This window comes from Geodermatophilus aquaeductus (assembly GCF_900182545.1).
Classification (GTDB): Bacteria; Actinomycetota; Actinomycetes; order Mycobacteriales; family Geodermatophilaceae; genus Geodermatophilus; species Geodermatophilus aquaeductus.
Map to the genome: position 1 here is coordinate 462,927 of NZ_FXTJ01000003.1, position 25,128 is coordinate 488,054.

Genomic DNA, 25,128 nt, shown 5'->3' on the forward strand with positions numbered 1-25,128 from the left:
CCGCTCCCCGGCCCCCGTGCAGGGTCCCGCCGCGAGCCTGCGAGCGGCGGGGGGCACGGGGGTCCTTCCACTACCTGCGGGTCGCGCGCTCCCCCGCCACTCCGGGGGGCGCCGACTCCAGCGGGTCGGGCAGGTCGCGGAAGGTCGGGTCCTCCCGCTCGGCGGTGTAGTCGGACTCCGCCGTCGCGTCGACGCCGTCGGACACCTTCATGGCCCGCAGCAGCACCGTGACGAGCACGGCGACCACCAGGTTGGCCAGGAGCGCGAGCAGTCCCGTGTACACGCTGGAGGCGACGTCGAGGCCGAGCTTGGACAGCGCGAACGACGAGCCGCCGAAGTGCTCACGGACGACGGTGCCGTCCGGTCCGAGGCGCGGGATGTTGTAGAGCATCACCAGGCCCGCGAGCATGCCGGCGAACCAGCCGGCGATGAGCCCACCGCGGTGCAGCCAGCGGGTGTAGAGGCCCAGCGCCACCGCGGGCAGCGTCTGCAGGATGATCACGCCGCCGATGAGCTGCAGGTCGATGGAGAACTGCGGGTCGATGAAGAGGATCGCCGCGACCGCGCCGAACTTGACCACCAGCGAGACGATCTTGGCGACCTGCGCCTCCTGCTTGGGCGTGGCGTCCTTCTTCAGGAACTCCTTGTAGATGTTGCGGGTGAACAGGTTGGCCGCGGCGATGGACATGATCGCCGCCGGCACCAGCGCGCCGATGCCGATGGCGGCGAAGGCGATGCCGGCGAACCAGCTCGGGAACATCTCCTGGAACAGCACCGGGACGATCGTGTTGCCGTCCTCGCCGATCGGCGTGACGCCGGCGGCGATGGCCATGAAGCCCAGCAGGGCGATGAAGCCGAGCGCGAGGCTGTAGACCGGCAGCGCGCTCATGTTGCGCTTGAGCACGTCGCGGTTGCTCGCGGCCAGCACGCCGGTGATCGAGTGCGGGTACAGGAACAGCGCCAGCGCCGAGCCCAGCGCCAGGGTCGCGTAGCCCAGCTGACCGGTCGCCGGCAGCAGCACGCCCGCTCCGGTCCCGGCGGAGAACTTCTCCTCGGCGGCACCGAAGATCGCGTCCCACCCGCCGAGCTTCACCGGGATGACGATGACCGCGACGATGATCGTCAGGTAGATCAGCGTGTCCTTGACGAACGCGATCAGCGCCGGTGCCCGCAGCCCCGAGTTGTACGTGTAGAGCGCCAGGATCACGAACGCGACGATGAGCGGCAGCTCGCCCTCGACGCCCATCGCCTTGAGGATCGCCTCGATGCCGACCAGCTGGAGGGCGATGTAGGGCATCGTCGCGACGATCCCGGTGAGCGCGACCAGCAGCGCCATCCCCGGGGAGTCGAACCGGGCACGCACGAAGTCGGCCGGGGTGACGTAGCCGCGCACGTGGCTGACCGACCACAGCCGGATCACCACGAGGAACACCAGCGGGTAGATCACCACGGTGTACGGGACGGCGAAGAACCCCGCGGCGCCCGCGCCGAACATCAGCGCGGGGACGGCGACGAACGTGTAGGCGGTGTAGAGGTCACCGCCGAGCAGGAACCAGGTGACCCAGGTGCCGAAGTTGCGCCCGCCCAGACCCCACTCGTCGAGGTGCATGAGGCTCTCCGCGCGCCGCCAGCGCGAGGCGACGAAGCCCATCACCGTGACGATGAGGAAGAAGACGATGACGATCGTCAGCTCGACGACGTTGACCCCGTCCACGGCTCAGTGCCCCCCGGTGCGGTCGTCGGTGGTCCGGGCCGCGGCGTCCCGGGTGACGGCGGCGCGGGCGGCGGCCTGGTCGGCCGGGCTGCGCCGCGTGGCGCGGTAGACGAGCACCGTGGTCAGCACACCGAGCCCGACGAACAGCAGCTGCACCCAGTAGAAGAACGGCCAGCCGAAAAGCGTCGGCTCGACGCGGTTGTAGATCGGGACCAGCAGCGGGACCACGATCGGGACCAGCAGCAGCCAGTTCCACGGACTGCGGTCGCTGCGCACGGGCGCTCCGTCGGTGCTCCGCGGTGTCCCCGCGGGCGGTGTCACTGCGCTGGCCATCCCCGTCCCCTCCCTCAGCCGGCCGACGGTGCGGCCCGGTCCCCCTCGGCCCCGACGTGCACCGTCCACGGGTCGGTGCGGCGCCGGGAGGCGACCGCCTCGACCCTGCCGGAGAGGTCCGTGGTCAGCACGTCGGCGACCACGGGCACCCAGGGCCACTCGGAGGCGAAGTGTGCCACGTCACACAAGGCCGGCCCGGGCACCTCGCGGGCCTCCGAGACCGGGTGGTGCCGCAGGTCGCTGGTGAGGAGGACGTCGGCACCGGCCGCGGCCGCGTCGGACAGCAGCGAGCCGCCGCTGCCCCCGCAGACGGCGACCGTGCGCACCGGCCGGTCCGGGTCGCCGGCCGCCCGGACGCCGCCCGCCGTGCCGGGGAGGACCGCGGCGGCGTGCGCGGCGAACGCGGCGAGCGTCGTCGGCTCCGCGAGCTCCCCGACCCGGCCGAGGCCCTCCCGCGAGCCGGGGGCGACCGGCTGCAGCGGGCGGGTGGCGGTCAGCCCGAGGACGGCGGCCAGCGCGTCGTTGACCCCGACGTCGGCGGCGCGGTCGGCGTTGGTGTGCGCGACGAACAGCCCGCACCCGGCCCGGACCAGCCGGTGCACCAGGCGCCCCTTCGGGTCGTCGGCCGGGACGCCGTGCACCGCGGTGAGGAACAGCGGGTGGTGGGTGACCAGCAGCTGCGCGCCGGTCTCGACCGCCTCGTCGACGACGGCGGCGACCGGGTCGACGGCGACGAGCACGCGCTCCACCGGGTCGGCCGGGTCGCCGCACACCAGCCCGACGGCGTCCCAGGCCTCGGCCAGCGCGGGGTCGTAGCGGGCCTCCAGCGCGGCGACGACCTCGCCCAGGGTGGCGGTCACGGCCGCCGACCCTAGGTCAGGGGCGGATGGCAGGCTGCGGGGCGTGGCGGACAGGTCGCTGCGCGCACCGGCGTGGCTCGAGGAACTGGTCCGCACCACTCCCCCGCCGGTGCCCTGGCGCGACGTCGCCCGCTTCGCCGTCGTGATCCCCGCGCCGCTCGCGGTCGCCCTCGTCGTCGGCGGCACCGAGGCGCTCGGCGCCGGCGTCTTCGCCACCACCGGCGCGCTCGCGGCGACCCTCGCGCCGCAGGCCGGGCCGCTGCGGGACCGGCTGCGGCGCACCGCGGCCGCCGTCGGCTTCGGCGCGGTCGGGCTGGTCGCAGGGCAGTTCGCCAGCGGCGGCGGGGTGCTGCCGGTGGTCCTGGTGGCGCTCCTGTCGGTGGCCGCGGCGGTGATCAGCTCGGTGAACGCGGCGATGTCGCTGGGCGCGCTGCAGCTGCTCGTGTACACCGCGCTCGCCTCCGGGCTGGTCACGCCGCTGCCGCAGTGGGCGGAGGTGTCGTTCTTCGCCGCCGGCGCGGCCTGGGCGACCCTCGCGACGGTGGTGCAGGCCGCCACCGAACCGAGCGACCCCGACCGGACGGCGGTCGCGGCGGTGTTCACCCGCATCGCCGGACTGCTCACCGCCGTCGGCACCGAGCGCACCGACGACGCGCGCCGCGACCTCACCACCGCGCTCAACGCGGCCTACGACCGCGTCATCCGCACCCGCAGCATCGCCGCCGGCCGCAACCGGCAGCTGTCGGAGCTGGCCGGGGTCCTCAACGCCGCGGCGCCCCTGGTGGAGGCCGCGGTCGCCGCGGCCCGGACGGGGGTGCACGCCGACCCGCACGACGTGACGGCGGTGCACGCGCTGGCCGCCGCCGTCCTGGGCGAGCGGGAGCTGCCCGCCGAGCGCCCGCCGACGCTGGAGGAGGGCCCCGCCGCCCGCCGCGCGGTGCGCCACGGCGTGCGCCTGGTCTGGGCCGTCGTGGGCGACCCGGAGGAGCGCGCGGGCGCGGCGGTCGCGCTGCCGCGCCAGCCGCTCCCCGCCCGGCTGCGCGACCTCGCCGACCGCACCCTCGGCAGCCCCGACACCCGCGACTTCGCCGTCCGGCTGGCGCTGTGCATGACCGTCGCCGAGATCGCCCGCCAGCTGCTGCCCATCGAGCGGCCCTACTGGGTGCTGCTCACGGTCGCGATCGTGCTCAAGCCCGACTTCGGCTCGGTGTTCACCCGGGCGGTGCAGCGCGGCGCGGGCACGCTGCTCGGCGTCCTCATCGGCTCGCTGCTGCTGTCGGTCCTGCCGCGCGACGGCTGGGTGGTGGTGGCCATGGCCGTCGCGGCCGGGCTGCTGCCGTGGGCGCGCGGCGCCAACTTCGGCCTGTTCTCGGTGTTCCAGACGCCGGTGATCATCCTGCTGCTCGACCTCGCGGTCCCGGGTGGCCCGGGACTGGTCGGTGCCCGGCTCGCCGACACCCTCATCGGCTGCGCGATCGTGCTGGTGTTCGGCTACCTGCTGTGGCCGCAGACCTGGCGGGCGCCGCTGGAGGACGCCCTGCGCGCGGCCGCCCTGGCCCTCGACGGCTTCGTCGGCGCCGCCTTCGGGGGCGACCCCACCGCCCGCCGCCGCGCCCGCCGGGCCACCTACCGCGCGCTCACCGAGCTGACCACGCAGCTGCAGCGCCGGCTGGCCGAGCCGCCGCCGATCAGCACCCGTGCCGCGGCCTGGTGGCCGGTGATCGTCCAGCTCGAGCGCACGGCCGACGCCGTCACCGAGGCGGTCATCGCTGTCCGGCACGGCGGGGAGGCCCCCGACCCCGGCCAGGTGTCGGTGCTGCGCCGCGCGCTGCGCGAGCTGGAGGACGACGTCCGGGCGCACCGGACGCCCGACGACGCCGAGATCCACGCCGAGGGCGTGCTCGCCCCCGTCGCACGCGAGGTGGACGCCGCCCGCCGGCTGGTCCGCGACGCCGCACCGGGTCGCCGCCCCGAGACCGCGGCCCCGGGGAGCTGAGTCGCCGGGTGTGCGGAGCTGCGCTGTCATGGACGGGTGCCGCTCCGACGACGACGTCCCGTCCCCGCACCGCCCCGCGTCCCGGTCGTGCCGGGCATCGACGGTCCCCCGCCGCCGGGCTCGCGCACCGTCCGCACCGACGACGGCGTCGACCTGCACGTGGAGTTCGACGGCCCCGAGGACGCCCCGGTGACCGTGGTCTTCTCCCACGGCTTCACCGCCCGGCTCGGCGAGTTCGAGCTGCAGCGCCAGGCCATCCGCGACCGCGCCCGCATCGTGCTGTGGGACCAGCGCGGCCACGGCCGGTCCCGATGGGTCGACCCGCGGACGGCGACCATCGACCGCACCGGCCGCGACCTCGGCCAGGTCCTCGACGCCGTCGTCCCCTCCGGGCCGGTGGTCCTGGCCGGGCACTCGATGGGCGGCATGACGGTCATGGCGCTGGCGCGGCAGCGGCCGGAGCTGTTCGGCAGCCGCGTCGTCGGGGCGTTCCTGCTGGCCACCTCGGCCGGCGGCCTGGTGGCGAGCGGACCGCTCGGCGCGGCCGTGAAGCTCATGCGGAAGCTCCACCTGCTGGGGCTGTACCTGTGGTGGCTGCGGCTGCTCGCGCCCGGCCTGGAGCGGCTGCGCCGCCGCGGCACCTGGCTCGGCGCGCGGTTCACCCGCCGCTTCCTGTTCGGCCGCGACGACGCCACCCGCGAGGCGGTCCGGGTCGTGCAGGCGATGCTCGAGGAGACGCCGCTGACGGTGACGCTGGCCTTCTACGGCACCTTCCTCGACCACGACGAGACCGCGTCGCTGCCGGTGCTGGGACGGGTGCCGTGCACCGTCGTCGCCGCGCAGTACGACCGGCTGACACCTGCCGCGCACGGCCGCCGGCTGGCCGAGGGCATCGGGGACAGCGCCGAGCTCGTCGTCGTCCCCGGGGCCGGGCACAGCGTCAACATGACCCGCACCGCCGTCGTCGACCGGGCGCTCACCGACCTGCTCGACCGGGTGGCCGCGGCTGGACCCGGCTCGGCCCGGCAGGCAGGCTGATCGGCAGGCCTACTGTGTCCCGCACCACAGGACCGTGTTCCGACGTACCGGTCGCTGGATAGGGAACCGGCCGACACCGTCTCGACGAGCAGAGGAGCGACCGTGGACCGCTTGAGTGCGACCGATGCCGGGTTCTACTACGCGGAGACCGAGAACGCGCCGCTGCACGTGGGCTCGGTGGCCGTGTTCGAGGGGCCCGCGCCGTCCTACGGCGACCTCGTCCGACTGCTGCTGAGCAAGCTGCCGCAGGTGCCGCGCTACCGGCAGCGGGTGCGCGAGGTGCCCTTCAGCCTCGGCCGCCCGGTGTGGGTCGACGACCCGCACTTCCAGATCCTCTACCACGTGCGGCACACCGCGGTGCCCAAGCCGGGCGGCGCCGAGCAGCTGCGCAACCTCGCCGGCCGGGTGCTCGGGCAGCGCCTGGACATGGCCAAGCCGCTGTGGGAGGTCTGGCTGGTCGAGGGCCTGGAGAACGACCGGTGGGCCCTCATCTCCAAGGTCCACCACTGCATGGTCGACGGCGTCGCCGGCACCGACCTCATGCAGATCATGTTCGACCTCGACCCCAACGCCGAGCACACGCCGCCGCGCGACTGGTCGCCGCAGCGCACCCCCTCGAGCCTCGCGATGATCGCCGGCGCGCTCACCGAGACCGCCACCGCTCCCCTGCGCTCGCTCGTGCACAGCCCCGACGCGCTCACCACCGGCGCCAAGGGCCTGGTGGGCAGCGCCCGCGCGGCGGTGTCGACGGTCCCCGCGCTGGCCCGCCAGGCGCTCACCCCCCTGGCCCGCACGCTGACCGGGCCGATCGGACCGCACCGGCGCTGGGCGTGGTCCGACGCCCAGTTCGAGGACCTCCGCACCGCCCGCACGGCGCTCGGCGGGACCGTCAACGACATCGTGCTCACCGCGATCACCCGCGGCTTCCGCGACCTGCTCAAGGGCCGCGGCGCGCTCGGCGCGGACACGGTGGTGCGCACGATGGTGCCGATCTCGGTGCGCAAGGAGGGCGAGCGCGGATCGCTGGACAACCGGGTCACCGCCGTCTTCGTCGACCTGCCCGTCGGCGAGGCCGACCCGCTGGCCCGGCTGGCGTCCATCCGCAGCCAGATGGACGAGTACAAGCGGACGATGCAGGCCGTCGACGCCCGCTCGATCATCGGGATGGGCGACTACGTGGCGCCCACGCTGCTGGCCATGGGGGTCCGGGCGGCCGCGCAGACCGGGCAGATGTGGTGCCAGGCCGTGACGACGAACGTGCCCGGCCCGCGGGTGCCGCTCTACGTCCTCGGCTCGCGGATGGTGTCGGCGCACCCCTACGTGCCCATCGCCGGCGGCACGCGGGTGTCGATCGGGATCTTCAGCTACCTCAACGAGATGACCTTCGGCATCAACGCCGACTTCGACGCCTTCCCCGACGTCGACGTGCTGTCCGAGGGCATCTGCCGCGGCATCGCCGAGCTCGTCGGGCTGGCCGCCGAGAAGCAGCCGGCGGCGGCCTCGCGCTGACCCCCCGGCCGCCGGGCGTGACGGGTTCACGCCCGGCGGCCGCGGGTAGCGGTCCGGGGTGACCGCTCCCGACACCGACCTCACCGTCGCCGTCACCGGCCCCACCGGCACCTTCGGCGAGGGCCTGGTCCCGCTGCTGCAGGCCGACGACCGGATCGGCCGCGTCGTCGGCATCGCCCGCCGTCCCTTCGACCCGGCCGCCCGCGGCTGGACGAAGATGGAGTACCGGCGGGGCGACGTCCGCGACGCCGACGCGCTGCGCGAGGCCTTCGCCGGCGCCGACGTCGTCGTCCACCTGGCCTTCCTCATCACCGGCAACGCCTCCCGGCAGACGACCCGGGCGATCAACGTCGACGGCACCCTCAACGCCTTCCGGGCCGCGGCCGCCGCCGGCGCGCGCCGCTTCGTCTACGCCTCCTCCGTGGCCGCCTACGGCTTCCACGCCGACAACCCGGTCGGCATGACCGAGGAGTGGCCGGTGCGCCCGGCGGCGAAGCTGTTCTACGCGCAGGAGAAGGCCGAGCTCGAGCAGTTGCTGCAGGCCGAGGCCGACGCGCACCCGGAGACCGACCTGTACCTGCTGCGCCCGCCGGTGGTGCTCGGCCCGCACACGGTCGGCGCCAAGGACGTGCTGCCCGGCCCGCTCGCCCCCCTGGGCCGGCGGCTGGCCGAGCAGAGCACCCGGCGGCTGCCGGTCCCGGTGCCCGCGCTGGTCCCCGCGCTGCCGCTGCAGTTCATCCACGAGGACGACGTCGGTCAGGCGCTGCTGCAGTGCGTCGTCGCCGCCGGCCCGCCCGGCGCCTACAACATCGCCGGCGACGGCGTCCTGACCGCCGCCGACGTCGCCCGCGAGTACGGCGCCGTCCCGCTGCCGCTGCCGGCCGGGCCGGCCCAGCTCGCCGCCCGCGCGGTGTCCCGGCTGCCGTTCCTGCCGCCGGTCGCCGAGTGGGTGGAGGCCGCCAGCCACCCGGCGATCATGGACACGAGCAAGGCCAAGCGGGAACTGGGCTGGCAGCCGCGCTACACGGGCCTGGAGGCGCTGCGCGCCACGTTGGACCAGAGCTGACACCCGGGCCGGCCCGCACGGCGCCGTGAGGGGGCAGGATCTGTCCCCTCGCGGCACGTGCCCGTGACCCGCGGGAGGTCCCGCCCGTTGAACCCGGCGCCGACGCGCCCGACGAGTGCTGTGGAGGAGTGCGCATGAGCCCCGGAGCGGACACCGACGTCCCCCGCATCGTGCTGGTCGACGTCTCGAGCGAGGTGGAGCGCCGGCTGGTGGCCGGCGCCCTGCCGCTGGGCGGCACCGTCCTGCCGCTGAGGGGCTCGGCGCTGGCCGGGCCGCTGGCCGACGCCGACCCCGCCACGGTGGTGACCGCCACCCGCGTGGCCTGGGCGCCCGGCGGCGGGTCCGAGGTCACCCGGCAGGGCACCGGACGGCGGGGACGGCGGCAGCGGTGGTCGGCCGCCCGGCCCGCGTTCCGACGGCGCCCGCCGCGCCCGCTGCAGGCCGCCGCGGTGCGCCGCGACCCCGACCGGGCCCGGGTGGTCGTCGCCGAGCCCGCCACCGTGGCCGAGCTGACCGCGCGCTGGGACGGCACCGGCACGCTGGCCGGCTTCGTCGCCCACCAGGCGGCGCTGGCCCTCGACCGGGCCGAGCGGCAGGTCGTCGGCGACCGGGCGAAGGTGCCGCGGCACGTGGCCGAGGCGATCCGCTACAGCCCCGAGTGGCGCTCGGAGATCGCCCGGCTCGCCGAGCGGCTGGAGACGCCGGAGGAGGAGGTGGCCGCCGAGGCCGCCGCCGACCTCGACGAGCTGGTCGCGGCGATGGACCCGGCCGCCGTCGAGGTGTTCACCGGGCTGCTGCGGCCGGTGCACGCCCGCGCCTGGGACGTGCAGGCCGACACCGCCCGGCTCACCGGCCTGCGCGAGCTCAACCGCACCCACCCGCTGGTGTTCCTGCCCAGCCACCGCTCCTACGTCGACCCGCTGGTGCTCGCCGACGTCCTCACCCAGCACGACTTCCCGCGCAACCACGTGCTCGGCGGGGAGAACCTGCGCTTCTGGCCGGTCGGGCCGATCGCCAAGCGCGCCGGCCTGGTGTTCATCCGCCGCACCTTCGGCGACGACCAGGTCTACAAGACCGCCGTCCGCGAGTACCTGGCCTTCCTGCTGGCCAAGCGGTTCAACCTCGAGTGGTACATGGAGGGCGGCCGCTCCCGCACCGGCAAGCTGCGTCCCCCGCGGCACGGCCTGCTGCGCTTCGTCGCCGACGCCGTCGAGCGCAAGCGGGTGGAGGACGTCTACCTCGTCCCGGTCTCCATCACCTACGACCAGCTGCGCGAGGTCTCCGGGATGGCCGCCGAGCAGGGCGGCGCGGCCAAGCGCGGGGAGGGCCTGTCGTGGATGGCGTCCTACATCCGCGAGCAGGTGCGCACCCCGCTGGGCACCGTGCACGTCGGCTTCGCCGAGCCGCTGTCGCTGGCCACCGCGCTGCGCAACGGCGCCGACCCCGACGACCCCGACGCCCGCCGGCTCACCCTGCAGAAGGTGGCCTTCCAGGTCGCCGTCGGCATCAACTCCGCCACCCCGGCCACGGCGACGGCGCTGGTGACCACGGCGCTGCTCGGCGTCCGGGACCGCGCGCTGACGCTGGCGCAGGTGCAGCGGGTGCTCGAGCCGCTGCTGCGCTACCTCACCGAGCGGGACCTGCCGCACTCCGGCGCGGCGCTGCAGACCGCCCGCGGCGTGCGCCGGGTGCTCGGCGCGCTGGCCGGGCAGGGCGTGGTCACCGTCTACGAGGGCGGCGAGGAGCCGGTCTACGCCATCGAGCGCGGCCAGCACCTGGTGGCCGCCTTCTACCGCAACAACGCCATCCACCACTTCGTGGACCGGGCGATCGCCGAGCTCGTCATGCTGCACGACCCCGCCGACCGCTGGGACGAGGCCTACCGCCTCCGCGACCAGCTGAAGTTCGAGTTCTTCTTCCCCGAGCGCGACGCGTTCCGCGAGCGGCTGTCGGCCGAGCTCGAGCGGCTGGACCCCGACTGGGCCACCGCCGACGGCCGCGACGTCCTCTGCCGCGCCGACCTGCTGGTCGCCCACCGGGTGCTGCGGTCCTTCGTCGACGCCCAGCTCGTCGTCGCCGAGCGGCTCGCCGCCCGCGACCCCCGCACCCCGGTGACCGAGCCGGAGTTCCTCGCCGAGTGCGGCGGCGTGGGCCAGCAGATGCTGCTGCAGGGCCGGCTGCACGGGCCGGAGTCGCTGTCCCGCGAGCTGTTCTCCGGGGCGCTGCGGCTGGCGGCGAATCTCGACCTCGTCGACCCCGGCCGCGAGGAGCTGGCCCGGCGGCGGCAGGAGTGGGCCGCTCAAGTCCGGGACGTCGTCGGCCGAGTAGTGGTGATCGACGAGTTGGACGCCGCGGCGCGGCGGGAGAACGTGGGGGTGGAACCGTGACGGCCGAGACGCCGCCCGGAGGTGGACTGCGCGAGCAGGCGGCCGCGATGGCCCGGACCGACGTCTGGACCGAGGAGCAACTGATCGCCGACGTCGAGGCGGCGCCGCCCGGCCCGCGGGTGGGCGCGTTCTTCGACTTCGACGGCACGGTGATCGACGGCTACTCGCTGGCCGCCTTCGCCCGCCACCACCTGCGCTCGCTGGAGGTGACGCCGACCGACCTGGGCCAGCTGCTGCTCAACGGCCTGCGCGGGGTCACCACCGAGGAGGACTTCGAGCGGTTCACGATCTCGGGCATGCGCGCCTGGGCCGGCCGCAGCGAGGACGAGCTGGCCGAGCTCGGCGAGCGGCTGTTCGTCCAGGGCATCGCCGGCTCGCTGTACCCGGAGGCGTGGCGCCTGGTCACGGCCCACCTGCAGGCCGGGCACACCGTCGTCCTGGCCTCCTCGGCCACCCGCTTCCAGGTGGAGCCGGCCGCCCGCGCCCTCGGCGTGGAGCACGTGCTGGTCTCGCCCGTGGAGATGGTCGACGGCGTCTGCACCGGGCGCCCCGGCGGCCCGCTGCTGTGGCGGGCGGGCAAGGCCGCCGCCGTGCGGACCTTCGCCGAGGAGCACGGCATCGACCTGCTGCAGAGCTACGCCTACTCCAACGGCGACGAGGACGTCCCCTTCCTGCGCACCGTGGGCCGCGCCCGCGCGCTCAACCCGGGGAAGGGGCTCACCGCCGCGGCCCGGCACTACTCGTGGCCCGTCGCCCGGTTCCGCCGGCGCGGCCGCACCGGGCCGGCCGACGTCGTCCGCACCGTCGCCGGCATCGGCGGCATGTTCGGCGGCTTCACCACCGGCCTGGCCGTCGGCGCGCTGAGCGGCTCACGGCGGGAGGCGGTCGACCTCGGTCTCACCCTCGCGGGTGAACTCGGCAGCGCCCTGGCCGGCGTCCGGCTCGACGTCCAGGGCGCCGAGCACCTGGCCACCCGCCCGGCGGTCTTCCTGTTCAACCACCAGAGCCAGCTCGACGTCCTCATCCTCGCCAAGCTGCTGCGCGGCGGGTTCACCGGCGTGGCCAAGAAGGAGCTGGCGAACACGCCCGGGTTCGGGCTGGCGTTCCGGCTGGCCGACGTCGCCTTCGTCGACCGCAGCGACCCCACCCAGGCCCGCCGCGCGCTCGAGCCGGCCGTCCAGCGGCTGCAGGAGGGCATCTCACTCGTCATCGCGCCCGAGGGCACCCGCTCGGCCACCCCGACCCTCGGCCCGTTCAAGAAGGGCGCCTTCCACGTCGCGATGCAGGCCGGCGTGCCGATCGTGCCGGTGGTCATCCGCAACGCCGGCGAGCTCATGTGGCGCGGCGCCACGGTGGTCACCGCGGGCACCGTGCAGGTGCGGGTCCTGCCCCCGGTGCCGACGGCGGACTGGGACGTCGCCGACATCGACCGGCACGTGGCCGAGGTCCGGGACTCCTACCTCGCCACCCTCGCCAACTGGTCGGGCCGTACCTCGCGTCCGGTGGTCGCCGAGTCGCCCACCGCCGACGACGCCGCGCCCCTCCCCGCCGTCCCGGCCGCGCCGCTGGACTGGGGCACCTCGCCGGAGATGAACCCCATCGAGACGGCGATGTGGCGCGCCGAGGCCGCCGACCCGCGGTTGCGCGCCAACGTCACGCTGCTGGAGGTCCTGGAGACCGCGCCGGACTGGGACCGCTTCCGCGGCGCGCACGAGTGGGCCTCCCGGATGGTGCCGCGGATGCGCCAGCGGGTGGTCGAGCCCGCGCTCGGCGTCGGCGCCCCGCGCTGGGTGACCGTCGAGGAGCTCGACCTGGACCGGCACGTGCACCGCGTCCGGCTGGAGGAGCCCGGGTCGATGCGCCAGCTGCTCGACGTCGTCGGGGAGTTCTCCTCCGGCCAGCTCGACCGCGACCGCCCGCTGTGGGAGGTCATGCTCGTCGAGGGGCTGGCCGACGGGCGCGCCGGCTACGTCGTCAAGACCCACCACAGCACCACCGACGGGCTCGGCGCCGTCCAGCTCATGGGCCTGCTGCACCGCCGCGGCCCCGAGACCGACCCCGCCCGCCCCGAGCCGCCGACCCCCGTCCCCGGGGACGTCTCCCGCGTGGGTGCCCTCACCGAGCAGCTCGTGGGGACGGCGCGGTCGGTGCCGCTGGCGGCGCTGCGGCGCGGCGTGGAGGCGCTGGGCACGCTGCGCCACCCGCGCGAGGTGGCGGCGCAGGCGCTCGACGCCGCCCGCTCGGCCACGAAGACCCTGGCACCGCCCCGCGGCAGCTCGCCGCTGCTGGCCCCCCGCGGCGGGGACTGGCGCTTCGAGGTGCTCGAGGTGCCCCTCGCCGACCTCAAGGCGGGGTCGAAGGCGGCCGGCGGCAGCCTCAACGACGGGTTCCTCGCCGCGGTGCTCGGTGGCTTCCGGCGGTACCACGAGCGCTCCGGCGCGCCGCTGGAGACGATGACCGTCGGCATCCCGATCAGCCTGCGGGCCCGCGACGACGCCCAGGGCGGCAACCGCTTCACCGGCGCCCGGTTCACCGCGCCGCTGGACGAGGCCGACCCCGCCGCCCGGATCTCCACGATCCGCGAGTTCGTCCTGTCCGCGCGCGAGACCAGCACCAGCGGCGTCACCGACGACCTGCTCGGCCCGGCGCTCCACTGGATCCCCGCCTCGGTCGTCGGGGCGGTCTCGGGCCGGCTGACCGGCGCCAACGACGTCCAGGTGAGCAACATGCCCGGCGTCACGCACCCGGTGTGGATCGCCGGGTCGCGGATCCTGCGGATGTTCCCCTTCGGCCCGCTGCCGGGCTGCGCGGCGATGGTCACGCTGCTCTCGCACGAGGACCTGTGCTGCATCGGCATCAACCTCGACTCCGCCGCGGTGAGCGACCCGGAGGGCCTGGTCGCCGACCTGCAGGCGGGACTGGACGAGGTGGTCGCGCTCGGCCGCCGGTGAGGTGTAGCGGGTCCCTGGTGCGGTACAGGACCCGGGTGTTACCCGCGTCACAGCCCAGGGAGCGGCCATGAGCTTCAACCTCGCCACCATCCTGCGGGAGTCCGCCGCAGCCAAGCCGGACAAGCCGATGCTGCGCCTCGGCCCGCTGACCCTGACCTACGGCCAGGTGGACCAGCTGTCGGGCCAGGTCGCGGCCGGCCTCAAGGAGGCGGGGCTGCGCCGGGGCGACAGCGTGGCCCTGCAGCTGCCCAACGTGCCGCAGTTCGTCCTGGCCTACTTCGGCGCGCTCAAGGCCGGCATGACCCTCGTGCCGCTGAACCCGCTGCTCAAGGCGCCCGAGGTCAGCTACCACCTGTCCGACAGCGGGGCGCGCGTCCTGATCACCTTCGACGCGTTCGCCGAGGAGGCGGTCAAGGGCGCCGCCTCCGCCGGCGACGTCCGGGTCTACGTGGTGCCCTCCCCCGGCGGGCCCGAGGCGCCGCCGGACACCACGCCGTTCGACGCGCTGCTCGCCGCCGGGCAGGGCGCCGACCCCTCCGACGTCGAGCAGATGTCCTCGGAGGACACCGCGGTGGTCATCTACACCAGCGGCACGACCGGCAAGCCGAAGGGCGCCGAGCTCACCCACTTCCAGGCCTACATGGCGGCCTCCGTCGCGGCCGAGACCTTCGCCTACCGCGACGACGACGTCGCCATGGCGGTGCTGCCGCTGTTCCACGTCTTCGGCCTGTCCAGCGTCATGAACTGCGCCGTGCGCGCGGGGGCCACGCTGGTGCTCGTGCCGCGCTTCGACGTCGGCGCGGTCCTCGACGCGATGGAGCAGCACCGGGTCACCGTGTTCTGCGGCGTCCCGACGATGTTCGTGGCGCTCATGCACGCCGACCTCACCGGCCGCGACGTCTCCGCGCTGCGCATCTGCGTGTCCGGCGGCGCCTCCATCCCCGGCGAGGTCATCAAGGGCTTCGAGGCCGCCTACGACGCCACGGTGCTCGAGGGCTACGGGCTGTCGGAGACCTGCGCCGTGGCCACGTTCAACCGCAGCGCCGAGGAGCGCCGCGTCATGTCGATCGGCAAGCCGCTGTGGGGCTGCGAGGTGCGCGTCGTCGACACCGACGACAACGAGCTGCCGCACGGCCCGGACCACGTCGGGGAGATCGTGCTGCGCGGCCACAACCTCATGAAGGGCTACCTCGGCCGGCCCGAGGCCACCGCCGAGGCGATCAAGGGCGGCTGGTTCCACACCGGCGACCTCGGCTACCAGGACGACGACGGCTTCTTCTACATCGTCGACCGGAAGAAGGACCTGGTCATCCGCGGCGGCTTCAACGTCTACCCGCGCGAGATCGAGGAGGTCCTGCACGCCCACCCGTCGGTGCTCGAGGCCGCCGTCATCGGCCGGCCCGACGACCGCCTCGGCGAGGAGGTCATCGCCTACGTCAGCCTGAAGCCCGGCACGTCGGCCGAGCCCGACGAGGTCATCGGGTTCTGCAAGGAGCGGCTGGCGGCCTACAAGTACCCGCGCGAGGTCGTCGTCATCGACGAGCTCCCCAAGGGGCCCAGCGGCAAGGTCCTCAAGACCGAACTGCGGGCCCGCTGACGCTCTCGCCCATCCAGGAGAGGACCAGGTCGGCCAGGCGGTCGGGCACCTGCAGCTGCGGCACGTGCCCGACCGCCGCCAGCTCCTCGTAGCGCCAGCCGGGGTGCGCCGCGGCGACCTCGCGCGCCGCGGAGACGGGGACCAGCCGGTCGCGGTCGCCCTGCACCAGGAGCACCGGCGCGGCCACCCGGTCCATGGCCGAGCGGTAGCGGCGCGGGTCGAGCAGCAGCCGCAGCAGGGAGCGCGCTGCCGTGAGGAAGGCACGGTCCATCCCGGCGACGTCCTCGCGCTGCTCCAGGAGGGTGACGGCGCGGTCGACCACCGGGGCCGGCAGCTCGTCGGGGTCGACGCCGACCAGCTCGAGCATCGCCCGCACGCGGGTCAGCGGCGTCGAGCGGGCCCGCCGCAGCGCGAGGAACCGCTCCCCCAGCCCGGGCAGCGCGTACAGCGCGAACGTGGCCGCCACCAGCGGGTCCAGCCGACGCCGACCGCCGGGCAGCGCGGGGTCCAGCAGCACCAGGCCGTGCACCAGGTCGGGCGCGCCCGACGCGGTGAACAACGAGATCATCCCGCCCATCGAGTTGCCGACCAGCACCACCGGCTCGCCCACGACCTCGCGCAGGAACCGCTGCAGCACCTCGACGTTGGCCGGCACCGTGGCGCGGCGCTCCCCCGGCTCGCTGCGGCCGAACCCGGGGAGGTCCAGCGCCCACACCCGGCACGTCGGCGTCAGCAGCGGCGCGAGCAGGTCCCAGTTGCCGTGCGAGCCGCCCAGGCCGTGCACCAGGACCACCGCGGGGCCGCCGTCGGCACCGCCGTAGTCGACGACGTGCACCGGTCCCCCCAGGTCGACGGTCCTGCTCGTGCCCGGCACCCGTGCCTCGTCCACCCGCGGTCCCTCCTGCGTGCCGGCACGCCCGTCGCGCCGCCGTCCGGAGGGTTCCACGGCCTCCGGCAGTGCGCTCGCCGTACCCCTGGGACCGCTGCGGCTGCTGTGGTGTGGACCACAGTTCCTGCCGCGTGCCGCCGCAGTCAGGTGTGACCGGAGCGCCAGGGTGGTACCGCACCGGTCAGGGGTCACGGGTCGAGCAGAGGCCGCGGACCGCCAGCAAGGAGGACCACGTGGCACGACAGCAGTTCGAGGGGCCGGGCCTGCCCCTGTACGCGACCGAGGTGAGCAGGGCGTTCGCCGACTACGGCCTGTTTCTCGCGGCGCGGCCGCTCCTGTCCCGGCTCCCGGCCGGTGACGGACACCCGGTGCTCGTCCTGCCCGGACTGATGGCCGACGACATGTCCACGGTGACGCTGCGCCGCGTGCTGCGGCGGCTCGGGTACCGCGTGCACGGCTGGCGCCTGGGCCGCAACATCGGCCCGACCGCCGAGTGCGTGGAGGGCATGGCCCGGCGGATCGAGGACCTCAGCGACCGCTACGGCCGGCCGATCAGCCTCATCGGGCAGAGCCTGGGCGGCATCTTCGCCCGCGACCTCGCCCGCAAGACGCCCGACTCGGTGCGCCAGGTGATCACCCTCGGCAGCCCCTTCGGCCTGCAGTCGGACAGCCAGTCCCGGGCACACAAGGTGTTCGAGCGGTACTCGCACCTGCACGTGGAGAAGCGCACCCTGCCGCTGGAGAGCGAGTGCGAGCCGCTGGCGATGCCGGCGACGTCGATCTACTCCCACTACGACGGCATCGTCGCCTGGCAGGCCTGCCTGGACCGACTGGGTCCGCAGTCGGAGAACATCGCCGTCCACGCCAGCCACCTGGGCATGGGCCACCACCCGGCGGTCATCTACGCCGTCGCCGACCGGCTCGCCCAGCGCGAGGGCACCTGGCGGCCGTTCCGCACCCCGCTGGCGCTGCGTCCGATGTTCCCGCGCCCCGACGTCCCGCTGCACGACTTCCGCCCCGCCGCGGCCGCCTGAGCCCCACCGCACGTCGACCTGGGGTCGTCTCGACCGCGTCGAGACGACCCCAGGTCGACAACGGGCGCATCGGACCCGACGGGCAGGACGGGGCGGGACGTCGCCCTGCCTGGATGCCGGGCGACGCCACCGCGACGGAGCTTCGTCCGGCGTCACTCGTCCCGGCGCCGCCCGGGATCGATGCCCGGCCCGGCCATCCAGCGCACCAACCACTCCGTCACCGGGATCCCCGGGTCCTCCTGATACGTCGTGTACTCCTCGTCCAAGGCAGCGAGCACGCGGCGCTCCTCGCGGGCGTCGGCCATGTCCTGGCGGTCTGCGTCGCTGAACCAGCGGATCACCATCGGGCCTCTCAGTCCATCTGCCATCCGGCGAGCTGCTGCGACACCGGGCTCAGGAAGTACGCCGTGGTGGTCACGCAGGCGACCACGACGGCGAGGTGCCCGAGGACGACGCCCCAGGCGCGTGACCGGCTGCGGACGAGAGACACCACGCTCCACGCGCTGATGACGAGCGCACCCGCCGACACGAGCGGGACGGCGGCGAGCGACAGGACACCGAGCGTGTGCAGCCACCCGCCGATGTGGGGGACGGTCGTCGGCCACATGTCCTTGGGGTCGTGGTACCCGGCGGCCACCTCCTCCAGGGGGAACCGGTCGAGGTCGTTCACGAAGTACGCCACCACGACGAACAGCACATACGGGAGGGCGGACAGCAGCAGGAGCGTGGCGAGCAGCCGGACACCGCGTGCCGCATGGAGGAGAGGCACCCCGGGCCGCTGGTCGACGCTCGTCACCGGGAGCCCTTCACCCGTGGGTCTCGCCGGCTCACTGGTCCGCCGTCCGGGCTGCACCCGCGCAGCATCGCGGGTCAGCGGCGTCCCATCAACGCACGGCGTCGCGCACGGACGACACCGAGGTCGGGGACGGTCTCGTGGGCGCGGCAGTGCTCGGACCTGCGACCGCTCGCTGTGAGCGGTCAGAGCGTGGACGCTGTGCTGAGCTGCGCTCGAGCACGTCGGCAGAGTCCGACTGTGCGGGTGTCACGGCGGTGTCCGCGCCTCGAGGCATCGACCCGATCAGGTGACCGTCCGCCCCCGCAGGCGACGCTCGTTCCGAGGGCGGGCTCCCACCTGACGGCGGTCAGCCCAGACACCGTCAGCTGGACAGGTGTACGCCCGCATCGGGGTCTATGTGGGGCGCTGACTGTCTCCTGCCCCCGGACCACCGGACAAGATCCCCACGATTGCGCCAATGGCGCTACCGGCCAACCCAGAGATCAAGTCCGGGATGTCGGTTCCATCCATCGTCAGCCACACGATGAACGCGATGAGTACGAGTGAGATCACCGTGAGGACGATCAACGCCAACGTGCGCAGGGACGCTGCTGCATCGCGGTGGTCCTTGTCGAGTCCGAGCTGCTGTCTGAGCACGAGGTCGTCGATCTCCGGCTTGCGTCGCCGGAGCTCACCGAAGAGTTCGTCGGTGGACACTTGACGCAGCGGGTCGGCCACGAACACAAGGCTGCTCGGCCTTCGCCGCGACGACAATGGGTCTTGAGACGTGGACGCGTGCCACCTAGCAGACCGTCCGCCGGGGTCCAGCCGGGGACCCATGACCGCCCTCAGGTCCGAGAACGTCAGGTGGACGGGTGCACTTCTGGAAGGCGGCTTCGGGGTGCCTTCTGCTCAGCCACGTCATCGAAGTCCCCGTGGGCGGCTCCCCGCCAGTTCACGACGACGGCGGGGCTCGCGGCTGTCTCAGAGCCCTCGCACGGTCAGCCAGAGATCGGAAAGTTGGGCGGAAGGGAGATGAGGTGGTCGTCGCGACCCTTTCCGCAGCGACGGCACACCTGATCTCGATGTTGATCCGGCCCCTGGTGCTCGTCGCGAGGATGCGCGTACACATAAGAATGGATCCCGAGTCGGCATACCACGGGCCTCCGAGCCATGGGGCGGGACGCTACGTCTCACGACCTCCGGTCTCCAGAGTCGAAGGCCCCTCGCTCGCTGCTCCGTAGGAGCTCCGCCGCCGCTCCCGGACCCGCCGCGGCGGATGTGCGAGCCGCTTGGGGACACACAGGACGACGAGCAGCCCGGACACCGTTACCCGCAAGGTGGCATGGATGCGCAACGGCCCCCAGCCTCGGCGTTGTGAGGCTGGGGGCCGTTGCGGTCCGGGTCAGCGAACAGACATCACAGGTCGTTCTGGAACTCGTAGGTGTAGGTGGCCGGGTCTCCAGGCAGGTTCTCGGTGGTGCCGATGAAGGTGACCGTGGCCGCCTGGCCGGGCTCGACCTCGTTGGCCGAGCCGGTGACCTCGCCGATGCGAGCACCGTCCGGCCCGAAGACCGTGAGAGTGAAGATGCCGGTGGCCGCAGAGTCCTCGTTGTTGGTCACCCGGGCGGTGATCGAGTCGCCGAACTGCGTCCGCTCCAACTGGATGTCCGAGGCCGTCCAGCCGCCGTCCGACAGCGGGTCGTCCTGGGCCGGAGCCTCAGCCGTCGAGCCATCGGCAGGCGCACTCTCGGACGTGCCCGGTGCCGATGCACTCTCGCCGCCGCCACCTCCGGCGACCGTAGCGATGATCGCGATGGCGACGATGACCAGCAGCCAGAACCAGACCTTCTTGAAGATCGGCTTCTTCTTCTTCAGCTCGTAGCCCTTGGGGACGACGGTCTCCGTGTTGCTCATTGCGATTTTCTCCCTGCCGATAATCCGGAACGTCGCCGACCACATCGGCGGCAAAGGGGTGGCACTTGACTCCGGCTGCTGCGTGATCCCCGTGAAGGGCCTCAGCAGTCCCTCATGGAGGCAGCCGTCCCTGCGGCCACACGGACGAACCCGTTGTGGGCGGAGCCTCGCCGGAGTGGACCTACTCCGGCGAGGCTCCGCCGTCTTCCAGCACGTCGGCGAGGCCTGGCACGACCAGCACGAGGTCCCAGCCGTCCACCGAGGGTGTCGGAGGCGATCTGAGCCACGTCGCGGGCCAGCAGGTTCTCGACCCCGCTGCCCAAGCTCCCGCGCAAGGGCGCAGGCCTCGTTGCTTGTCCCTCACGCGGACAGGGGCGGTCATCACCCAGGGCCTGCGTGGCACTACCCCAATGGGATCACCGCAGTGGCCACCGACTTCCCGTTGGCCGCCGGTGCAGGTCGACTTCCCCTGAGAATGCGGCAGTGGCCGCCGCGCCCGGTCCGAGACTGAAGGAGACCCCGTGACCACCACCCAGAACGAGGAGCTGTTTCGCCGCTACATGGCTGAGCAGGCCGACGCCCAGACCCGACAGCTCCGGCGCATCGCGGACAACACCGCGGCGACCAGGGTGGCGGCGATCGTCCTGCTCGTGCTGGTCGGCCTCAATCTCCTGATTGGTGCCTTCTTGGGAGCAGTCTCGTGAGAGTCCGCCACTGAGCGCCGCTAGACCCCGGTCGTCACCGTTGACGGCCTGAAAGCGCCGGGAGGTCCGCCTCAGTCGTGCCGGGGCAGCTCGGCTCCCAGGTGGCTCCGGCGCTGTCGCCGACCCGGTACGGCGGGTCCCGACCGAAGGACCCGACCGGCACCCGCGCTCCTACGGCCGGTCTCCACCGGGTCTTGTGGGCGCGGCAGGGATCGAACCTGCGACCGCTCGCTTGTAAGGCGAGAGCTCTCCCGCTGAGCTACGCGCCCCGCCCGCCCAGGGTAAGGACCCCGGGCGGCGGTCCGGCGGCTACGCCGCGATCTTCGCGACGGCGTCCTTCCAGCCGGACTGCTCGCGCGCGTCACCGGGCTGGTTGACCTCGGCGAAGGCGACCTTGCCCTCGGCGTCGACGAGGAACGTGCCGCGCAGGGCCATGCCGGCCTTCTCGTTGAACACGCCGTAGGCCTGCGCGGTCGCGCCGTGCGGCCAGAAGTCGCTCAGCAGCGGGAAGTCGAAGCCCTCCTGCGCCTTGAACGCCTTGAGGCTGAACACCGGGTCGGTGCTGATGGCGACGACCTTCACGCCGGCCTCGGTGTAGGTGGCCAGCTCGTCGCGCAGCTGGCACAGCTCACCGGTGCAGATGCCGGAGAACGCGAACGGGTAGAAGACGACGAGCACCGGCGTCCCCCGCAGGTCGGCGAGGGAGACGACCTGGCGGTCCTGGTCGGGCAGGCTGAACTCGGGCGCGACGTCACCGACGGAGAGGCTCATGCGACCGATCGTGCCGCACGCACCCGGGCGCCCTACCAGCGGGACGGGTTCAGCGGCGGGTGCGCGCGGTCTTGGGGGTGACCAGCCGGATCCCCGACCAGTCCTTGGCCGCCGAGATGCTGCTCGTCTGGGCCAGCCCCGCGGTGGGGGCCGCCTCGGTGACGTCGCCCGGCTCCACGTGGCCCGGACGCCCCGACTTGGGCACCAGCAGCCACACGACGCCGTCGTCGGCGAGGGAGGCGATCGCGTCGACGAGCGCGTCGACCAGGTCGCCGTCGTCCTCGCGCCACCAGAGGAGGACGACGTCGGCGACCTCGTCGGTGTCCTCGTCGACCATCTCGCTGCCCGAGAGGTCGACGATCGAGTCGCGCAGGTCCTCGTCGGCGTCCTCGTCCCAGCCGAGCTCCTGCACGACCATGCCCGGCTTGATGCCCAGCCGGGCCGCCATGCCGGCGCTGCCCGAGTCGACGCTCATCCCTGCTGTTCCTCCGAGGTGTGGCAAGCCGCCGGCGTCACACCGGCGGGCACGAGGCGCCTGACGGGCGCGGTGAGGTCGTGGGGGCCGACGGCGGACACGACCGGCGGGGAGTCCACCCGCTGCCTGGTCATGTCACCCCTCTCGTGCCCGGAAAGCGCTGTACCGACGGCGTCGGTCCGCGTGGGCAGGAGCGTAGGGCATGCCTGGTCACGCGCAAGCGCTCGCCGACGACGCGCCCGGCGGGCCCTCCCCACCGCTGGCCGGGAGGTCGGGCGTGACGCGGACCATCCCGGCGCGCGACGATGGACCCATGAGCGCTCCGCAGCAGGGTGGCGACCCCACCCGCGACGCCGGCCGGCCCCGTGCGGTCATCACCGACGGGCTCCCCAGCCAGCTGGTCGACACCGATCCCGACGAGACCCAGGAGTGGGTCGAGTCGCTCGACAGCGTCGTCGAGCACGCAGGCCGCGGGCGGGCCCGCTACCTCATGCTCAAGATGCTGCAGCGCAGCCGTGAGCAGCAGGTCGGGGTACCGGCCCTCCGCAGCACCGACTACATCAACACGATCCCGCCCGAGCGCGAGCCGTACTTCCCCGGCGACGAGGACACCGAGCGGCGCATCCGGGCCTACATCCGCTGGAACGCCGCGATCATGGTCCACCGGGCCCAGCGGCCCGGCATCGGCGTCGGCGGCCACATCTCCTCCTACGCCTCCTCCGCCTCGCTCTACGAGGTCGGCTTCAACCACTTCTTCCGCGGCAAGGACCACCCCGGCGGTGGCGACCAGATCTGGTTCCAGGGCCACGCCTCCCCCGGCATCTACGCCCGCGCCTTCCTCGAGGGCCGGCTCAGCGAGCAGCAGCTCGACGGGTTCCGCCAGGAGGTCAGCCACCCCGGCGGCGGGCTGTCGTCCTACCCGCACCCGCGGCTCATGCCCGACTTCTGGGAGTTCCCCAGCGTCTCCATGGGCCTGGGCCCGATGAACGCGATCTACCAGGCGCGGTTCAACCGCTACCTGCACGCCCGCGGTGTCAAGGACACCTCCGACCAGCACGTGTGGGCCTTCCTCGGCGACGGCGAGATGGACGAGCCCGAGTCGCTCGGCATGATCGGCCTGGCCGCTCGCGAGGAGCTGGACAACCTCACCTTCGTCGTCAACTGCAACCTGCAGCGGCTCGACGGGCCGGTGCGCGGCAACGGCAAGGTCATCCAGGAGCTCGAGTCGTTCTTCCGCGGCGCCGGCTGGAACGTCATCAAGGTGATCTGGGGCCGCGAGTGGGACCCGCTGCTGTCCGCCGACCGCGACGGCGCGCTGGTCAACCTCATGAACCAGACGCCCGACGGCGACTACCAGACCTACAAGGCCGAGGACGGCGCGTTCGTCCGCGAGCACTTCTTCGGCCGCGACCCCCGCACCCGCAAGCTCGTGGAGGACATGAGCGACAAGGACATCTGGGGTCTGTCCCGCGGCGGGCACGACTACCGCAAGGTCTACGCGGCCTTCAAGGCCGCGGTGGAGCACAAGGGCCAGCCGACGGTCATCCTCGCCAAGACCATCAAGGGCTGGACGCTGGGCAGCCACTTCGAGGGCCGCAACTCCACGCACCAGATGAAGAAGTTGACCGCCGAGGACCTCGCCGCCTTCCGCGACCGGCTCTACCTGCCCATCCCCGACGAGCAGCTCGACAAGACCCTGCCGCCCTACTACCGGCCGGACCCCGACTCCGACGAGATGCAGTACATGCTCGAGCGGCGCCGGGCCCTGGGCGGTGCGGTCCCCCGCCGGCGGGCGGAGTTCAAGACGCTCAAGGCCCCCGACGACAAGGCCTTCGACGTCCTGCGCCGCGGCTCGGGCAAGCAGGAGGTGGCGACGACGATGGCGTTCGTCCGCCTGCTCAAGGAGCTGCTCAAGGACAAGGAGCTCGGCCCGCGGTTCGTGCCCGTCATCCCCGACGAGGCGCGCACCTTCGGGATGGACTCGCTGTTCCCGTCGCAGAAGATCTACAACCCGGCCGGCCAGCGCTACACCTCGGTCGACCGCGAGCTGATGCTGGCCTACAAGGAGTCCGAGCAGGGCCAGATCCTGCACGAGGGCATCAACGAGGCGGGGTCGACGGCGTCGTTCACCGCCGTCGGGACGTCCTACGCCACCCACGGCGAGCCGATGATCCCGATCTACATCTTCTACTCGATGTTCGGGTTCCAGCGGACCGCCGACTCGATCTGGGCGGCCGCCGACCAGATGACCCGCGGCTTCCTGCTCGGCGCCACCGCCGGGCGGACGACGCTCAACGGTGAGGGTCTGCAGCACGAGGACGGCCACTCGCTGCTGATGGCGCACACCAACCCGGCGGTCGTGTCCTACGACCCGGCCTTCTCCTACGAGGTCGGGCACATCACCCGGGACGCGCTGCTGCGCATGTACGGCGAGGACCCGGGCGCCCCGCTCGGCGGGCACCGCAGCCCCGACGTCATGTACTACCTGACGGTCTACAACGAGCCGTTCCACCAGCCGGCCGAGCCCGAGGGCCTGGACGTGCAGGGGCTGCTCGCCGGCATGTACCTGTACGCGCCGGGCCAGGGCGAGGGCCACAAGGCGCAGGTGCTGGCCAGCGGCGTCGCGGTGCCGTGGGCGCTGCGGGCGCAGGAGCTGCTGCGCGAGGACTGGGGCGTGTCGGCCGACGTGTGGTCGGTGACCTCGTGGACGGAGCTGCGCCGGCAGGCCGACGCGGTGGCCGAGCACAACCTCCTGCACCCCGAGGAGGACCCGCAGGTGCCGTACGTGACCCAGCGGCTGCAGGACGCCGAGGGTCCGGTCGTGGCGGTGTCGGACTGGATGCGGGCGGTCCCCGACCTGCTCGCGCCCTACGTCCCGGGCGGCATGTCGACGCTGGGCACCGACGGGTTCGGCCTGTCCGACACCCGCCCGGCGCTGCGCCGGCACTTCCACGTCGACGCCGAGTCGATCGTCGTCCGGACGCTCGCCTCGCTGGCCGACCGCGGCGTGCTGGACCGCTCGACGGTCCGCGAGGCGGTGGAGAAGTACCGGATCCGCGACGTGCAGGCCGCGCCGCCGGAGGAGCGGTCCGACCCCAGCCCCGCGACGTGA

The 25,128-nt window shown here is 73.5% G+C and carries 20 protein-coding genes and 1 tRNA gene; 10 read left to right on the forward strand and 11 right to left on the reverse strand.

The features are described from left to right. Nucleotides 1-70: 70 nt before the first annotated feature. From mctP to FN207_RS11135, 3 genes are all read right to left on the reverse strand, one after another. On the reverse strand, nt 71-1,714 hold the full coding sequence (mctP, locus tag FN207_RS11125) for a monocarboxylate uptake permease MctP (RefSeq protein ID WP_142458534.1): 1,644 nt from the start codon (nt 1,712-1,714) through the stop codon (nt 71-73). A 3-nt stretch (nt 1,715-1,717) separates the two neighbouring features. Further along, a complete protein-coding gene (locus FN207_RS11130; protein WP_221888139.1) occupies nt 1,718-1,990 on the reverse strand; it encodes a DUF3311 domain-containing protein in 273 nt (90 codons plus the stop codon). Nucleotides 1,991-2,061: 71 nt separating this feature from the next. Beyond that, entirely contained in the window at nt 2,062-2,907 is an 846-nt protein-coding gene (locus FN207_RS11135) for a Nif3-like dinuclear metal center hexameric protein (RefSeq protein ID WP_142458536.1), read from the reverse strand. Between the two features lie 43 nt (nt 2,908-2,950). Here FN207_RS11135 and FN207_RS11140 point away from each other — a divergent pair, with 43 nt between their 5' ends. From FN207_RS11140 to FN207_RS11170, 7 genes are all read left to right on the forward strand, one after another. Continuing rightward, nucleotides 2,951-4,903: an FUSC family protein gene (locus FN207_RS11140; RefSeq protein ID WP_142458537.1), complete on the forward strand. Its 1,953-nt coding sequence runs from the start codon at nt 2,951-2,953 to the stop codon at nt 4,901-4,903. Between the two features lie 87 nt (nt 4,904-4,990). Further along, a complete protein-coding gene (locus FN207_RS11145) occupies nt 4,991-5,941 on the forward strand; it encodes an alpha/beta fold hydrolase (protein ID WP_246065981.1) in 951 nt (316 codons plus the stop codon). Between the two features lie 102 nt (nt 5,942-6,043). Beyond that, nucleotides 6,044-7,450, forward strand: a complete 1,407-nt coding sequence (locus FN207_RS11150; RefSeq protein ID WP_142458538.1) for a WS/DGAT/MGAT family O-acyltransferase — start codon at nt 6,044-6,046, stop codon at nt 7,448-7,450. Between the two features lie 58 nt (nt 7,451-7,508). Next, nucleotides 7,509-8,516, forward strand: coding sequence for an NAD-dependent epimerase/dehydratase family protein (locus FN207_RS11155; RefSeq protein ID WP_142458539.1), 1,008 nt, complete (start codon nt 7,509-7,511; stop codon nt 8,514-8,516). Between the two features lie 134 nt (nt 8,517-8,650). Then, nucleotides 8,651-10,903, forward strand: a complete 2,253-nt coding sequence (locus tag FN207_RS11160) for a glycerol-3-phosphate 1-O-acyltransferase (protein WP_142458540.1) — start codon at nt 8,651-8,653, stop codon at nt 10,901-10,903. Beyond that, nucleotides 10,900-13,854 (forward strand): wax ester/triacylglycerol synthase family O-acyltransferase, encoded by a 2,955-nt coding sequence (locus FN207_RS11165; RefSeq protein WP_142458541.1) that lies wholly within the window; start codon nt 10,900-10,902, stop codon nt 13,852-13,854. The genes FN207_RS11160 and FN207_RS11165 overlap by 4 nt, the downstream gene beginning before the upstream one ends. Before the next feature lie 67 nt (nt 13,855-13,921). Then, a complete protein-coding gene (locus FN207_RS11170) occupies nt 13,922-15,451 on the forward strand; it encodes a long-chain-fatty-acid--CoA ligase (protein ID WP_142458542.1) in 1,530 nt (509 codons plus the stop codon). Here the strand turns inward: FN207_RS11170 and FN207_RS11175 are convergent. Next, nucleotides 15,426-16,340, reverse strand: a complete 915-nt coding sequence (locus FN207_RS11175; RefSeq protein ID WP_142458543.1) for an alpha/beta fold hydrolase — start codon at nt 16,338-16,340, stop codon at nt 15,426-15,428. The genes FN207_RS11170 and FN207_RS11175 overlap by 26 nt on opposite strands. A 233-nt stretch (nt 16,341-16,573) precedes the next feature. On the opposite strand from FN207_RS11175, the gene FN207_RS11180 reads away from it, so the two are divergent. Continuing rightward, nucleotides 16,574-17,374: an esterase/lipase family protein gene (locus FN207_RS11180; protein WP_185938284.1), complete on the forward strand. Its 801-nt coding sequence runs from the start codon at nt 16,574-16,576 to the stop codon at nt 17,372-17,374. Between the two features lie 152 nt (nt 17,375-17,526). On the opposite strand, the gene FN207_RS11185 is transcribed toward FN207_RS11180, so the two are convergent. From FN207_RS11185 to FN207_RS11200, 4 genes are all read right to left on the reverse strand, one after another. After that, nucleotides 17,527-17,718, reverse strand: coding sequence for a hypothetical protein (locus FN207_RS11185; RefSeq protein ID WP_142458544.1), 192 nt, complete (start codon nt 17,716-17,718; stop codon nt 17,527-17,529). Between the two features lie 8 nt (nt 17,719-17,726). Next, nucleotides 17,727-18,170 (reverse strand): hypothetical protein, encoded by a 444-nt coding sequence (locus FN207_RS11190; protein ID WP_142458545.1) that lies wholly within the window; start codon nt 18,168-18,170, stop codon nt 17,727-17,729. 393 nt (nt 18,171-18,563) lie between these two features. Beyond that, complete coding sequence (locus FN207_RS11195) at nt 18,564-18,887, reverse strand: hypothetical protein (protein WP_142458546.1); 324 nt, start codon at nt 18,885-18,887, stop codon at nt 18,564-18,566. A gap of 681 nt (nt 18,888-19,568) precedes the next feature. Next, nucleotides 19,569-20,066 (reverse strand): hypothetical protein, encoded by a 498-nt coding sequence (locus FN207_RS11200; protein WP_142458547.1) that lies wholly within the window; start codon nt 20,064-20,066, stop codon nt 19,569-19,571. 521 nt (nt 20,067-20,587) lie between these two features. On the opposite strand from FN207_RS11200, the gene FN207_RS11205 reads away from it, so the two are divergent. Continuing rightward, nucleotides 20,588-20,770 (forward strand): hypothetical protein, encoded by a 183-nt coding sequence (locus FN207_RS11205; protein WP_142458548.1) that lies wholly within the window; start codon nt 20,588-20,590, stop codon nt 20,768-20,770. A gap of 197 nt (nt 20,771-20,967) precedes the next feature. Here FN207_RS11205 and FN207_RS11210 read toward each other — a convergent pair. From FN207_RS11210 to FN207_RS11220, 3 genes are all read right to left on the reverse strand, one after another. Beyond that, a tRNA-Val gene (locus FN207_RS11210) sits at nt 20,968-21,039 on the reverse strand. A gap of 40 nt (nt 21,040-21,079) precedes the next feature. Next, entirely contained in the window at nt 21,080-21,541 is a 462-nt protein-coding gene (locus FN207_RS11215; RefSeq protein WP_142458549.1) for a peroxiredoxin, read from the reverse strand. A 49-nt stretch (nt 21,542-21,590) separates the two neighbouring features. Then, nucleotides 21,591-22,016: a DUF3052 domain-containing protein gene (locus tag FN207_RS11220; RefSeq protein ID WP_110006989.1), complete on the reverse strand. Its 426-nt coding sequence runs from the start codon at nt 22,014-22,016 to the stop codon at nt 21,591-21,593. Nucleotides 22,017-22,329: 313 nt separating this feature from the next. On the opposite strand from FN207_RS11220, the gene aceE reads away from it, so the two are divergent. Continuing rightward, entirely contained in the window at nt 22,330-25,128 is a 2,799-nt protein-coding gene (aceE, locus tag FN207_RS11225; protein WP_142458550.1) for a pyruvate dehydrogenase (acetyl-transferring), homodimeric type, read from the forward strand.